The following is a 12,951-nucleotide window of genomic DNA, read 5'->3' as shown; positions in this document are numbered from 1 at the left end:
CAGAAGTGCGAACACTTCTGGAGAAGATCGCCGGTCAGCACCTGCTGGAGTACCGCGACATACCGGAGGCGTTGGAATGGCGCCAATCGTTGCACGGCGCTTCATCTCCAGCCTGACGTGCCTCAGAGCGGAGCTGCGACTGCGGTTCCTAGAGCACCGGTCACCGGGCTATAAGATCCCCCTCCAAAGGCTGACGAAGGGTGCGTCGACATCTCCTGTTATCACTCATCTGGCTCGCCGATCACTGAGGATGGCGCTCGGTGAGCGGAGGGGTGGCCTTGCAGGCGTTCCTGAGCGGATTGGCCCTGGGTACGGCCTACGGCTTGATTGCGATGGGGTTCAGCCTCGTCTACCGGCTCACCGGCGTGATCTCTTTCGCGCACGGCGATCTCGTGGTGGGCGGCGTGTTCATCGGTGTGCTGGTGGTGCTCGGGTCCATACCGGTGGCGGCGGCCCTGGACGTCGTGCACTCCGTCGGGCTGGCGGTGCTGATCGTCGCCGCGGGAGCGGCACTGTCGGCGGGCGTCTACCTCGTCGCCGTACGGCCCTTCCTGCCGGGAGTCGGGCACCGGTCCACCCGCGGGGACGTCTTGGGCTGGGTGGCGAGTGGCCTGGCCGCCGGCCTGCTGATCCGGGAGGTTCTCGGGCTGGTGCTCACGCAGGACGCCTACGCGGTCCCGGATCCGTTGCGCCTGGGCAGCCTGACGCCTTCAGGGGTGCTGCAACTGCCCGGGGGAGGGACGGTGGCGGTGCGCACTCTCGGGGTCATAGGGATCGGGTTGGCCGTGGGGATCCTGGTCGAGCGGCTGCTCGTGCTAACCCCTGTCGGCACGGCGATGAAGGCGGTCAGTGAGGACCCCACCGCCGCCGCGCTGCTCGGGCTCCCGGTGCGGCGGCTGGTGCTCGTCGCTTTCGTGGTAGCCGGCGCGCTGGCGGGTCTGGCCGGGCTTCTGATCTCCCCAGACCGTTCGCTCGGTGTCGACGACGGCGTCGTCCTCGGCCTCAAGGCGATGGCGGCCGCACTGGTGGGCGGCCTGGGATCGGTGCGTGGCGCGCTGGCCGGAGGGCTGGCGCTCGGCGTGATCGAGTCGTTCGTCGTCGCATCGAGCGTTCTCGGCCCCCACTACGCCGACGTGGTACCGCTGGCCATCCTGCTGATCGTGCTCGCCCTCGGACGGCGGGGCCTGCGATCGCCGCTGCGTGAGGACCCGGAATGACGGTCGAGCTGGCACACCATCTGTACCTGTTGATCGCGGTGCTGGGGCTCGCGCTGTCCGTCTCGTACGGAGGGCAACCCGTCCTGTGCCAAGGCGCGTTCCTGGCCGTGGGCGGTTTCGGTGTTGTGCATCTGGAACGCGCCGGATTGCCACTCGCAGCGGCCACGTTCGCCGCCGCCGCGATCGCGGCGTGCGCCGGCTACCTGGTCGGCCTGCTCACGGCTCGTCTGCGCGGCGCGGCGGTCGCGTTGTCGACATGGGCGTTCGCCTGGCTCGTGTACGCGTTGCTCGATGCGTTTCCCGCGGTGTCCGGTGGGAGCCAGGGGCTGGTTCGCCCGACACCGGCCCGCCTGAACTCACCGTTCTTCGGCGTGACCGTCACTCTCACCCCGTGGGCGCACGTCGCCGTGGCGGGAACGCTGTGCCTGCTGTCGCTGGCCGCTGTGGCCCGGCTGACCCGGGGGCCGGCCGGCCTGGACTGGGCGGCCCTTCGCGAGGCTCCCGCGCTGGCCACGTCCCTCGGGGTGCCGGTGCTTCGCCGCAGGGCTGCTCTATTCGCCACGACCGCGGCTCTCGCGGCGGTGTCCGGCGCAGGCATCACCGTGCTGCTCGGGGTAGCGGCCCCATCCGACGTCTCGCCATTGCTGTCCCTCCAGTTGTTCGTGGCGGCGCTGATCGGGGGTACGGCACGGCTGTGGGGGCCGGTGCTCGGCCTGCTCGTGATCGCCATGATTCCACCGCTGGGCGACGCACTTGCCGGCGCGGTGGGTCTGCCGGCCGAGGCGTCCGGTGGCGTCCTCACCGCCCTGGCGCTGGTCGCGGTTCCGTTCCTCCGCGAGCCGATCGAACGGCTGGCGGCCCAGTGGCCCGAGCGGGCGGAGCGCCCGCGTGAACCGGCGGAACATTCCGGGGAATCCGCCACCCCCACCGCTTCCCGGGAGGGGGTGATGTTGTCCGCCCAGGGGCTGGATGTCGGTATCGGGGAGACGGACATCCTCACGGGAGTGGACTTGGAGGTGCGAGCCGGAGAGGTCCACGCGCTTATCGGCCCCAACGGCAGCGGCAAGACGACGGCCTTACGCGCCCTCGCAGGCGCTCTGCGTCCCAAGGGCGGCCGGATTCTGCTGGAGGAGACCGACGTCACCGGGGCCGGCCAGTTCGAGATGGTCAGGAGGGGAGTGACCCGGACGTTCCAGCGCACCGTCGGTCTGGAGCGGCTCTCTCCTCACCGTCAGGTGCTGCTCGGGGTGCGCGGAGGAACGCCGGTACCGTTCGCCGCCGTCCGGCACCTTTTCGGAAGTGCGTCGATGCAGGACCACGCAGCCATCGCCGACCGCGAGGCATGGAGGGCGCTGCATGTCACGGAACTCGCCCAGCGCGCGTTCGACCGCCCGGGGACGCTCGGCGCCGGCGAACAGCGTCTCCTGCAGGTGGCCCGGGCCGTCGCGACCGGGGCGCACGTACTCCTGCTCGACGAACCGGCCGTCGGCATGACCGGGCCGGAACGAGCCGCCCTGGCCCGTGTCCTGCGTCGCCTCGCGGCAGGCGGCGTGGCCGTCCTGCTGGTCGAACATGACCTGGCGCTGGTGTACGGCGTCGCCGACAGGATCACCGTCCTGGACCGCGGCCGGGTGCTGGCGAGCGGAACCCCCGAGTCGACGGCCGCCGATCCCGCGGTACGCCGGATCTACCTCGGCGATGCCGATCCGTCGTCCACCCACGCCTGACGTGCTGAGAGGAGACCGCGTGGCGCTGCTCGACGTTCGCGGACTGTGCGCCCGCCACGGCGCTGTACCGGTGCTGGACGACGTGTGCTTTCACGTCGAGCGCGGCGAGATCGTCGCGTTGCTCGGCGGCAACGGCGCGGGTAAGACGACCGTCGCCCGTGCGGTGTCGGGCCTGCATCGGCCGAGTTCGGGCGAGGTGATGTTCGACGGCCGGGACATCACCAGGTGTGACCCTCGGCGGATCGTCCAGGGGGGACTGAGTCACGTGCCCGACGGCAGACGCGTCTTCCCCAGTCTCACCGTCGAGGAGAACCTGACCCTCGGCGCATATCTCGACAGCCGCAGGAAGAACGTCGTAGCCGAGCGCCGAGAGGACGTCTATCGGACCTTTCCGCGGCTGGCAGAGCGGCGCGCGCAGCGCGCCGGCAGCCTGTCCGGCGGAGAGCAGCAGATGCTCGTCATCGGCCGCGGCCTCATGTCGGACCCCTCGCTGCTGGTCCTCGACGAACCGTCGGCTGGTCTGGCTCCTGCGTCGATCGCCGCGCTCGCCGAGGACATCGCCGCCATCCGGGCCGCGGGCACAGCCGTTCTGCTCATCGAGCAACACCTTCAGCTGGCTTTGCGTCTCGCCGATCGGCTCGTCGTGCTGCAGGAAGGTCACGTGGTCCTCAGCGGGTCCACCGCGGCGGTCGCGGCCGACCCGCGGATCGGCCGGATGTACTTCGGCGACGGCAACCCCCTGCAATGAGCCGCTCCCGCTTTCCCGGAGGCCCCGATATGCGTTCCTGGGGTGACCGGCGTCAGTCCTGCAACTGGTTCACCGAGGGAATGGTGTCGGAGAGCGGGTCGTCGCCGACGGGTTCGAAGACGAAGCCGTGGAACCGGGCGAAGTACATGTCGCTGGGGTTCACCCCCTCGTGCTGGTCGGCCGCGTAGCCGCGGTAGTCGCCGTTGGCGCCGGTGATGCTGATCTTGTTCAGGGCCTCCATGAGCGGCTCGCCCGGCGCGCCGCTCTCGCTGAGCGATGCGGCGACCAGGTGAACCGCGTCGTAGGAGAACATCGGCCAGTCCGGCGGCTGCACGACCTGCTTGCCGTTTTGGCGGACACCGACCAAATCGACGCCCATCTTCGCCTCGTAGCCTGCGCGGAACTGCTCGAACGGCCCCGGCCCGACCTCGCTGGTCATCCGGAACGAGACGAAGGTGATCTGGTCGAGCCATTCCGGATGCTCGGCGAAGCGCTGGCGGACCAGCGGGTCCTCACCGGTGGGCCCGGTGTAGACGGGCACCTTCCAGCCCAGCGCGTGTACGGCCTGGATGGCCGCGATCACGTCGCTCGCGCTCGCCCACACCACGAGCTTGTCGGCGCCCGCCTGCCGCGCGGCAAGCACCTGCGTCGTCAGGTCGGGGGAGCGTGCCGGCGCCCTCTGATCCGCCGCCACCTCCACCTCGTCGATCTTGAAGGCCTGTAGCAGCGCCTCCCGGCCCTGTTCTCCGTACGTCGAGTCGTCACTGATCACGCCGACCTTGGGGCGGCTGTTCGCGATGTAGTCGGCGAGCCGGCGAGCCATCGGCTTGTTGGCCGGCGCCATGCGGAAAAGGCTCGGCCGGTGGGACGGGTCGATCAGCGCCTCGCCGCCTTCGAAGCAGATGAAGACCGGCAGATGCGCGGCATCGGTGATCGGCGCGACGGAGGCCGCGCCGGTCCCGTCAGTGAGCAGAACGGCCGCGTGGTCGTCGACCGCCTTGCGGGCGTTCGCCGCGGCCTTGGCCGGCGACCCGGCGTTGTCGAGCACAGTCAGCCTGACCCGGCGTGATCCGGACGAGGTGGTGACCCCGCCGTGCGCGTTGAGCTCGTCGATCGCGAGCCGCGCCCCTCGTTCGATGAAGGCGCCGATCCACGGCTCTGTGGACATCGGCGCGCTGACCACCACCAATAGGTCGTCGGTGGACGCCGCCCGCGACCCTCCGCCCGAGCAGGCGGAGATCAGCACAATGAGCACGGCGAGCCACATCGGCACCATCCGTGGCCTGTGGCCACGCCGGCGAACCTGGTAGCGTCGCCGCCCACGGGCGCATCCGCCCGTTTTGAGGGATTCCTGCCCGATCATGCGCAGGACCTTATCTCACCTCCCAAGGAACCATTTCATGAACATCACACGACTGATCGCTGCGGCGAGCATCGCCGTCGCCGCTGCGGCGTCACTCGCCGGTTGCGGGGACACTTCTTCGAACGCGGCCGCGCAGGAAAGCCCCGTGAGCGCGACTTCGGCGGCGGCGAGCCCTGAGGCGGCGGGCAACGGCATCCCCTGCTCGCAGGCCGGCGACCTGACCGGCAAGCCGGACCGGCAGCCGCCCGCGGACCTGCCGATGCTGCCCGGCGGGCAGGTCTACATGTCCAAGGGGCCTTTCGGCAAGACCGAGCTGTTCTTCGTCGCGAAGGACGCGGATCCCACCAACCTCGACAGTGTTCGCGACGAGGCCGCGGACGTGCTCGCCAAGGCCGGGTACAAGATCGAGCGCAAGGACCAGGAAGAAGGCTCGGAGGCCGAAGCGCACCTGTCTGGACCTCACGACGTGGCCATCCAGGTGATCCAGCTGTGCGAAGGAAAGGTCCGGGTCAAGTACACGCTGTCGTAGCAGACGAAAACGCCGGCCCGTGGCTTCCTACATTTGTCGCACGAGACCCTGACGACTCCGCCAACGGATACGTGCTGCTGGAGGCGGTGCACGGGCCGGCCTCCGTACGACGTCGACGCGTGGTACGGCACCGAGAGGGCACGCCCGCAACGTCCTGGAAGTAGTTAACCTTCGACAAACGTCTATTGACGCAATACTTCCGCTCTCTTTACCTTTTGCCCCAGTTGTCCGACTGTGGACGGGTTATTGGGAGACGGAATGATCAAGAGACGTAGGGGCCGGATGAGGCGGGCCCTGCCCGCGATCGGTACGGCAGGCGTGCTCGCGCTCGCCGTGTCGGCCTTGACATTCCAGGGGCCCGCGTTCTCGGGTCAGGCGGCCCTGTCCGCGGGAAGCCAGACGAGCGCCTCTCTGCAGCTTCCCGGCGAGGAGGAGGACGGTGGTCCCGCCGAACCGGCGGACTACCTGACGCAGAAGTTCACCTCCGGCAAGAAGGTGACGGACGCGCAGATCAAGCAGGCGGTCCAGCAGGCCAAGGCGCTCAAACCCGGTTCCGGCGCCTGGGATCTCGTCGGCCCGTCGAACATCGGAGGCCGTGTCACCGACCTGGCCGTCGACCCCGCCCATTCCGACACGTTGTATGTCGCGGCATCGGGCGGCGGCGTTTGGAAGAGCACGGACGCCGGTTCCACCTTCGAGACGGCCTGGCCGGACGACTACACGCAGACGGTGGGCGCGCTGGCGATGGGCCCCGACGGCACTCTGTGGGCCGGCACCGGCGAGGCCAACCCGTCCGGCGGCGGTCTGACCTACTTCGGCGACGGCGTCTACCGGTCGACCGACGGCGGCAAGCACTGGCAGCAGTGGGGCCTTACCGGGAGCGCGGCGGTCGGCAGGATCGCCGTCGACCCCACCAACCCGCAGACGGTCTTCGTCGCCGCCGCGGGAAACCTGTCCGGGTCCGCGAGTGAGCGCGGCATCTACCGGCTGACGAACCACGGCAAGGACTGGCAGCTCGTCCTGCCGACGCCGAACGCCACCACCGGCGGCGTCGACCTGGCGATCGACCCGACGAACCCCAAGCGGATCTTCGCATCGTTGTGGGACCACCAGCGCAACAGCGGCGCACGCCTCTACGGCGGTGTCGGCTCCGGTCTGTACCGGTCCGACGACGGCGGGGACACCTGGAAGCGGCTGGAGAACGTGACCGGCACGCATGTCTCGGACACCTCGGGCACCGGCCTGACGAGCGACGCGAGCCTCGGCCGCATCGGAGTCGCCATCGCGCCGAACGACCCGAACCGGGTGTACGTGATCTCCGGGAACACCTACGGTCCTGACAAGGGCTTCTACGTCTCGAACGACGGCGGCGACTCATTCGTGCCGGGCGGCCGTGCAGGCGGTTCGAGCGGCTTCGAGTGGTGGTTCGGGCGCCTGTGGGTCGACCCGAAGGACGAGAACCACCTGTTCAACGCCGATGTGAACCTGCGCGAGTCCAAGGACGGCGGCGCGACGTGGGCCACCTCCAGCGGACCCCACTCCGACCAGCACATCGTGCAGTGGGACCCCAACGTCCCGAACCGGGTCTACCTCGGGGACGACGGCGGCGTCTACCGCTCCGACGCCAACGGCGCCACCCGCTCGTGGATCCACGCGACGTACGAGCCGTTCAACCAGTCGTACCACCTCGCGGTGGCCATGGACGACCCGAGCCGGCTCGCGTCCGGCCTGCAGGACAACGGCAGCAACCGTACCTGGACCGCCGCCGCCGGGCCTTCGGACCTGACGCAGTGGAACTCCTACGGCGGCGGTGACGGCCACTTCGTCGTGATCGACCCGAGCGACCACAACATCTACTACGAGTGCTCCCAGGTCGGAAACTGCACCCGGCACGAGGACACGAACGGCACCACTCGCAACATCCGGTTCGGAACGCGGCACTCCGCGCGGATCACGACGGACGCCCCGGTCGTCCTCGACCCGAGCGACCCCTCGATCGTGTACTTCGGCGGCAATGTTCTCGACCGGTCGACCGACCGGGGAACGACCTGGACGCAGATCAGCCCGCCCGGGGACTACCTGACCGGCCCGGTTCCGCCGGAACAGGACGATCAGGGTTCCTACGGCGGCCTCTACTCCACGATCACCACGGTCGGTGTGGCGAAGACCGACGGCAACACGATCTACGTCGGTACCGACACCGGCCGGCTCTGGAAGACGACCGACCTCGGCGCCAACTGGACCGAGTTCACCGGCAAGGGCCTGCCCGTCCGGTGGGTGAACTCGATCGTGGTCGACCCGGCCAACGCCGACCATGTGTTCGTGGCCTACTCGGGCTACCGGGAGGGCGACTACGCGGCGAACGTCTGGGAGACGACCAACGGCGGAGCGAGCTGGAAGAACATCAGCGGAAAACTGCCGAACGCGCCGGTCGAGATGCTCGCCTACGACCAGCCGAACGACCAGCTCTACGCGGCGACCGACTTCGGCGTCTTCTACGACAAGAACGGTAAGAAGAACTGGAAGCGGGTCGGCGACGGCCTGCCCAACACGCCGGTGCTCGACATCAAGATCACCGGTGACGGCAAGACGCTCTACGCGGCGACGTTCGGCCGCAGCGTCTGGAAGATCGCGCTTCCGCAGCAGTAGCGAGTCACCCACCGACGGTCGGGGAGGGCGGGCGCATAACGGGCCCGCCCTCCCTGCGTTTGGTCGTCCAGGTCATTTCCGAAATCGGCCTGGTGCCGCGGCCAACTCGATACGGACATGCGCGTCACGAACCCTGCGGGTACCGAATAATCATCCGCAATCAACGGGGAATGGCGGGGAGCCACAGGGAACTCCCTCAGTGCGCTGATCTGCCTATTCGCTGGTCGAGAAAGATCGGCATCCGTCTTTGCAAGGAGGACGTCACGGGCGCGTGTGAGTCGACGGACTCGATGCGCGTACTCCTGTTCGGTGACGGCTGGCGTGTGGTCGTCCTCGCTCCGCCGCCCCTACCCGACGCCGCATAGTTGCTGAAGCATGCGTCGCTACCACCAACCGGCCGAGGTCGAGTTCGGCGAGGACGACCAGTAGGTGAGATTCACGGCTTGGATCCGAACCTACGCGGTGGCCGAGGAGATCGATTATTGGGAGGAACTCCTGCCCTGGTGAACGAACCAGAACCTCGGTAAGGAGCTGGAGGAGCTCACCGTTCGGCACTTCTGGGTAAGGGCCAACGGTCCTCAACGCTCCGCGGTGGTGGAGTTGGTGCAACGTGCCGGTAGATGGTTCGTCGATGGTGTCGAGGACTAGCAGCCGTGCCGTCCCGCCCTCACTGGCCGTCGGTCGCCTCATCAACCTCTCGCGCCCGTGCAGGCGTGGCAATGCCAGTTAGCCGGCAGAGGGCTGTGAATCCATTCTCCGTGCCGGGCCAGTGCTGTCGCACGGCGGGCAGACCGGCGCGACGGACGACACTGCGAAGGACGGCCGTAACGATGATCGCGTCGTCGGCGTAGCCCAGGACGGGGATGAAGTCGGGGACGAGGTCGAACGGGGTAGCCAGGTAGACCATCAACAGGGCTAGCCGGATCCGAACGCCGCGAGGCAGGCTTTTGTCTGCTGCCAGGCGGCGCAGAAGCCGCAACAGGTCCGGCAGGATTCGCAGCGCGTCCTTGAGCAGACCTGCGTCAGGTCGAATGATGACCAGTGCCGCGATCAGCAGGAGCCAACTGAACAGCAACGCGATGAGGATGCCGAGGAGGATGTCCCACCACATATGTCACTCCTTGTTCGTCGCGCCGTTGTCGACGTCCGGTGATGGGCCGGGAGTCGGGGGTTCGAACCGAGCAGCGTCAGCGTGAAGGGCAGCGGTCTCGAAGTCGGCCAATACATCCCTGCACCGCTGAACCGCCGCACGTGCCGCGGCTCCGCCGGGGGCGTCGAAGTAGTCGCGAGCCGCGATCGCCGCCAACCACTTTTCGAAGCGCTCCAGGTCGGCCTCGGATTCTTCGACCTCGGCGTATGTGGCCCGACCGCGAGTGGTCTCCATTTCGATTTCCGCCAGGAATGCCGGTGCGCGTTCGAGCACCTCGGCATACTCCACATCACGGTCGGCCCGCTGTTCATCCACCAGAGCCCCATGCTCCTGCGGATCGGTCAACCTCACGCGCAGCGCCCGCGCTTGCCCGCCTTGGTCACGAACGCGCGCGACGAGCCTGGCGATGGTTTTGGCGACATCAGGGCGGTCTGGGAGGAGACAGACCGACTGCTGCAGATACAGGGCGCCGAGCTTGCGCAACTGCCGCCACACATACACCCGCAGCGAAGCCACCTGGCCTGTAGAGACCGTGACAAGCAGCCAGTTCGGTTCTGCGCCCGCGTCACCTGTCATGTAACGAACGTAACATCATACGGTTACGTGTGCTTCTCCAATGCCGATCGCATGCTTGATGGGCCCACTGAAAGTAACGGCACGCCAAGCCGGGCGGCTTGGCGCAGGATCAAATCCGTGCCGACAAAATGCGCGAATGTCTATCCTGTGACGGTGCGTGCGGGTTCTGCGGTGGACGCGGCTACGGCGGTGATCTTCGCCACGTTCATGGCTCTGATGTCGCAATTCGCTCGGGTGACCCAGCCAGAGGCACGTCCCCCAACCGCCTTCGGGCTTGCACTCCTGGTGGTGTGCGGGTTGGCGCTTGCTCTGCGGCGACGCAATCCGCTGTTCACCTTCACGCTGGCCGTGGGTACAGCGGTGGCCTACCTGGGATGGCGATTCGCCGGCTGGCCTATCTACCTAGGCGCGTTCGCGGGTCTGCTGGCGCTGGTTTCCGGGGTTACCGCGGTGCGCGTGTGGGTTCCGTTCGCCACGGTCGGCGGGGTGGCGATGGCGGTCGCCACGGGCCCGCCGGAAGGCTGGCAGCCCGCTCCGATGATCACCATCGCGGTCGTATGGGCGGCGGTCACGGTCCTGGCCGCCCGGGCCACGCAGGTTCGCCGGAAGCTTGCCGAGGAGGAGGCCGCAGGCAGGGTGGTCGAGGAGCGGCTCAGGATCGCCCGAGAGTTGCATGACGTGCTCTCCCACAGTCTGGCCACGATCAGCCTGCAAGCCGGCGTCGGACTGCACCTGGTGGACGATCGGCCGGAACAGGCTCGTGAGGCGCTGCAGGCGATCCGTCAGGTCAGCAACGACGCGCTGGCACAAGCACGTGCTGCGTTGTCCGTTGTGCGAGGGCCGAGTGAGGAGTCGCGGCAGGCCCCGCCCGCCCTGGCAGACCTGGGGGCGCTGGTGACGTCGGTACGTGGGGCCGGCTTGGGCGTGGATTTGGCCGTCGACCTGGGGAGCCGCGCGATTCCGGACGTGATCTCTGCCACCGCTTATCGAATCGTTCAGGAGGCGTTGACCAACGTGATGCGCCACGCCGGACCCGGCGCGCGTGCTCGGACCCATGTCGGAACCGTCGACGGATGGCTGGAGATCGATGTCACGGACGACGGCATCGGCGCGGCCGTACCGGGGCGGAGCCCCGGCCATGGTTTGCATGGGCTGGCGGAACGGGCCAGGGCGGTCGGTGGCGAGTTGCAGGCCGGCCCGGCGTCCGGCGGCGGCTTCACCCTCCATGCCCGTCTACCGCTGGGGGCGGAACGGTGAGCGTGCTACGGGTGGTGCTTGCCGACGACCAGGTCATGATCCGTTCCGGGTTACGGGCGCTCTTGACGGCCGAACCCGGCCTGGAGGTCGTCGCCGAGGCAGGCGACGGACAGCAGGCGCTCGCCGCCGCTCGTGCTCATCGTCCCGATGTGATCGTGATGGACATCCGGATGCCGGTGTTGGACGGGCTGGCGGCCACCCGGGCGATCGCCGCCGATCCAGAACTGTCCGATGTACGGGTGCTGATGCTGACGACGTTCGACGAGGACGCACTCGTCTTCGAGGCGATTCGCGCGGGCGCGGCCGGGTTCCTGCTTAAAGACGCCGAGCCCGCAGAGCTGCTGCGTGGCATCCGGGTGGCCGCTGCCGGTGACGCGTTGCTCTCCCCGCAGGCCGCGCGCCGGCTGGTCGCGGCGTTCGCCGCCGCTCCCACACCGGCCGGGCCTACCGCGCGGGCGCTGGATTTGCTCACCACGCGGGAACGGGAGGTCGTCGCTCTGGTGGCCCGAGGGTTGTCCAACGAGGAGATCGCCGATCGGCTGACCATCAGCCCCGCAACCTCCCGTACCCACGTCTCACGGGCAATGATCAAACTCGCTGCCCGCGATCGCGCGCAACTTGTCGTCTTCGCCTACGAATCCGGCCTGGTCCACCCGGGCCGTACCAGCTGACCTGCGCGGCCTCTTCCCAGATACGTTCAGCGACGTACGCCGGGATCCCCGGATACCGGGGTCTACGCAGGTGAAGTGCCGCCGGGCAACCGACGACGTGCCCCATGGCCGAGCGGAAAGCTACTGGCAACACCGCAACGCCGAGTTCTCACAAACTCGTCGTTGCCACGTCGGCTGTTTCCCGGGAGGCACCAGCAATGATTCTTTCCGCGTTCGGGCGCTCGTCCCGCCCTGCGGCCATGAATGAGCACACCCTCGATTCGCCCGCCCAGGGCGAGAAGTCGTGCGAGAAAGTGCCGGGATATGAGCGGTTATGGCGGCTTGTCCTGGCGGCGGCGATCGTCGGCGGACCTCTCGGCTACGCCGTCGGCAGCATCCTCATCCCGGCCGTCCACGAAGACGGAGCGACGAGCATCGCGGCGAACGCCACCGCGGATCCGATCATCAACGCCGTACACCTGGTCGCGTACGTGATCGCCTCCTTCCTGCTCCCTCTCGGAGCGACCGGGCTCGCGTATCTCGCCTATGCCCGAGCACCGTGGCTCGCCACGATCGGGGGACTGCTCGCGGTGGTGGGCTGGCTACCGTTTTCGGCCCTGACCGCCCTGGACGACCTCACCATGGCCATGGCTGCCCTACCCGACAGCAGTTCGTACGCCATGCTGTTGGACCAGTTCGCGAACGACGCGGTGATGGGCGGCTACCTGCTCGTCTATATCGTCGGACATCTGGTGGCCTACGTGGTGCTCGCCATCGCGCTGCGCCGAGCCGGAGTCATCCCAAGATGGGCGGCCTGGTCGATGATCGCCAGCAGCCCGCTGACAGTCGCCGTCTTTGTGTTGCCGGGCCGTCCCCTTGTTCTGGGTGATGTCGCACTGACCCTGCTCATGATCGGCAGCATCCCCGCGGCCCGAGCCATGGCCACTCGCAACCGTCTCTCCAACCCATGACAGCGAACGTGCGCGCGACTCCGCGCACTCAACAAAACTGCGCCTGGACCATCCCAGGCGCGGCCCGGTCTGTCCGCTCCAAGGCCCCGGCCGGCGGCAGCTCGGGCCGCCGAC

Annotated in this window: 11 protein-coding genes; 8 read left to right on the top strand and 3 right to left on the bottom strand. The window is 68.3% G+C overall.

The window, feature by feature from the left end:
• Positions 1-260 precede the first annotated feature (260 nt).
• The 3 genes from Pka01_RS36335 to Pka01_RS36325 are packed head-to-tail and all read left to right on the top strand — an operon-like array spanning position 261 to position 3,692.
• Positions 261-1,217, top strand: a complete 957-nt coding sequence (locus tag Pka01_RS36335) for a branched-chain amino acid ABC transporter permease (protein ID WP_203887530.1) — start codon at positions 261-263, stop codon at positions 1,215-1,217.
• Positions 1,214-2,944: a branched-chain amino acid ABC transporter ATP-binding protein/permease gene (locus Pka01_RS36330; RefSeq protein WP_203887529.1), complete on the top strand. Its 1,731-nt coding sequence runs from the start codon at positions 1,214-1,216 to the stop codon at positions 2,942-2,944. Before Pka01_RS36335 ends, Pka01_RS36330 begins: the two co-directional genes overlap by 4 nt.
• Before the next feature lie 19 nt (positions 2,945-2,963).
• Positions 2,964-3,692 (top strand): ABC transporter ATP-binding protein, encoded by a 729-nt coding sequence (locus tag Pka01_RS36325; RefSeq protein WP_239115971.1) that lies wholly within the window; start codon positions 2,964-2,966, stop codon positions 3,690-3,692.
• A 52-nt stretch (positions 3,693-3,744) separates the two neighbouring features.
• Here Pka01_RS36325 and Pka01_RS36320 read toward each other — a convergent pair whose 3' ends face one another.
• Positions 3,745-4,959, bottom strand: a complete 1,215-nt coding sequence (locus Pka01_RS36320) for an ABC transporter substrate-binding protein (RefSeq protein ID WP_203887527.1) — start codon at positions 4,957-4,959, stop codon at positions 3,745-3,747.
• 133 nt (positions 4,960-5,092) lie between these two features.
• On the opposite strand from Pka01_RS36320, the gene Pka01_RS36315 reads away from it, so the two are divergent.
• Together Pka01_RS36315 and Pka01_RS36310 are read left to right on the top strand one after the other, a co-directional pair.
• Positions 5,093-5,584: a hypothetical protein gene (locus Pka01_RS36315; protein ID WP_203887526.1), complete on the top strand. Its 492-nt coding sequence runs from the start codon at positions 5,093-5,095 to the stop codon at positions 5,582-5,584.
• Positions 5,585-5,842: 258 nt separating this feature from the next.
• On the top strand, positions 5,843-8,233 hold the full coding sequence (locus Pka01_RS36310) for a WD40/YVTN/BNR-like repeat-containing protein (RefSeq protein WP_203887525.1): 2,391 nt from the start codon (positions 5,843-5,845) through the stop codon (positions 8,231-8,233).
• Between the two features lie 667 nt (positions 8,234-8,900).
• On the opposite strand, the gene Pka01_RS36305 is transcribed toward Pka01_RS36310, so the two are convergent.
• Both Pka01_RS36305 and Pka01_RS36300 read right to left on the bottom strand, forming a co-directional pair.
• A complete protein-coding gene (locus tag Pka01_RS36305; protein ID WP_203887524.1) occupies positions 8,901-9,344 on the bottom strand; it encodes a YkvA family protein in 444 nt (147 codons plus the stop codon).
• Between the two features lie 3 nt (positions 9,345-9,347).
• Positions 9,348-9,959 (bottom strand): Chromate resistance protein ChrB, encoded by a 612-nt coding sequence (locus tag Pka01_RS36300; RefSeq protein ID WP_203887523.1) that lies wholly within the window; start codon positions 9,957-9,959, stop codon positions 9,348-9,350.
• 27 nt (positions 9,960-9,986) lie between these two features.
• On the opposite strand from Pka01_RS36300, the gene Pka01_RS36295 reads away from it, so the two are divergent.
• The 3 genes from Pka01_RS36295 (at position 9,987) to Pka01_RS36285 (ending at position 12,837) form a co-directional block, all read left to right on the top strand.
• Positions 9,987-11,216: a sensor histidine kinase gene (locus Pka01_RS36295; protein ID WP_203887522.1), complete on the top strand. Its 1,230-nt coding sequence runs from the start codon at positions 9,987-9,989 to the stop codon at positions 11,214-11,216.
• Positions 11,217-11,218: 2 nt separating this feature from the next.
• Positions 11,219-11,887 (top strand): response regulator, encoded by a 669-nt coding sequence (locus tag Pka01_RS36290; protein WP_203887590.1) that lies wholly within the window; start codon positions 11,219-11,221, stop codon positions 11,885-11,887.
• A 197-nt stretch (positions 11,888-12,084) separates the two neighbouring features.
• Positions 12,085-12,837 carry a hypothetical protein gene (locus Pka01_RS36285; RefSeq protein WP_203887521.1) on the top strand — a complete coding sequence of 251 codons (753 nt, stop codon included), beginning with the start codon at positions 12,085-12,087 and terminating at the stop codon, positions 12,835-12,837.
• Positions 12,838-12,951: the final 114 nt, after the last annotated feature.

Origin of the sequence: Planotetraspora kaengkrachanensis (assembly GCF_016862895.1) — a bacterium.
Classification (GTDB): Bacteria; Actinomycetota; Actinomycetes; order Streptosporangiales; family Streptosporangiaceae; genus Planotetraspora; species Planotetraspora kaengkrachanensis.
Note: the sequence above shows the minus strand (reverse complement) of the source record. Positions and strands in the feature narration are given on the sequence as shown.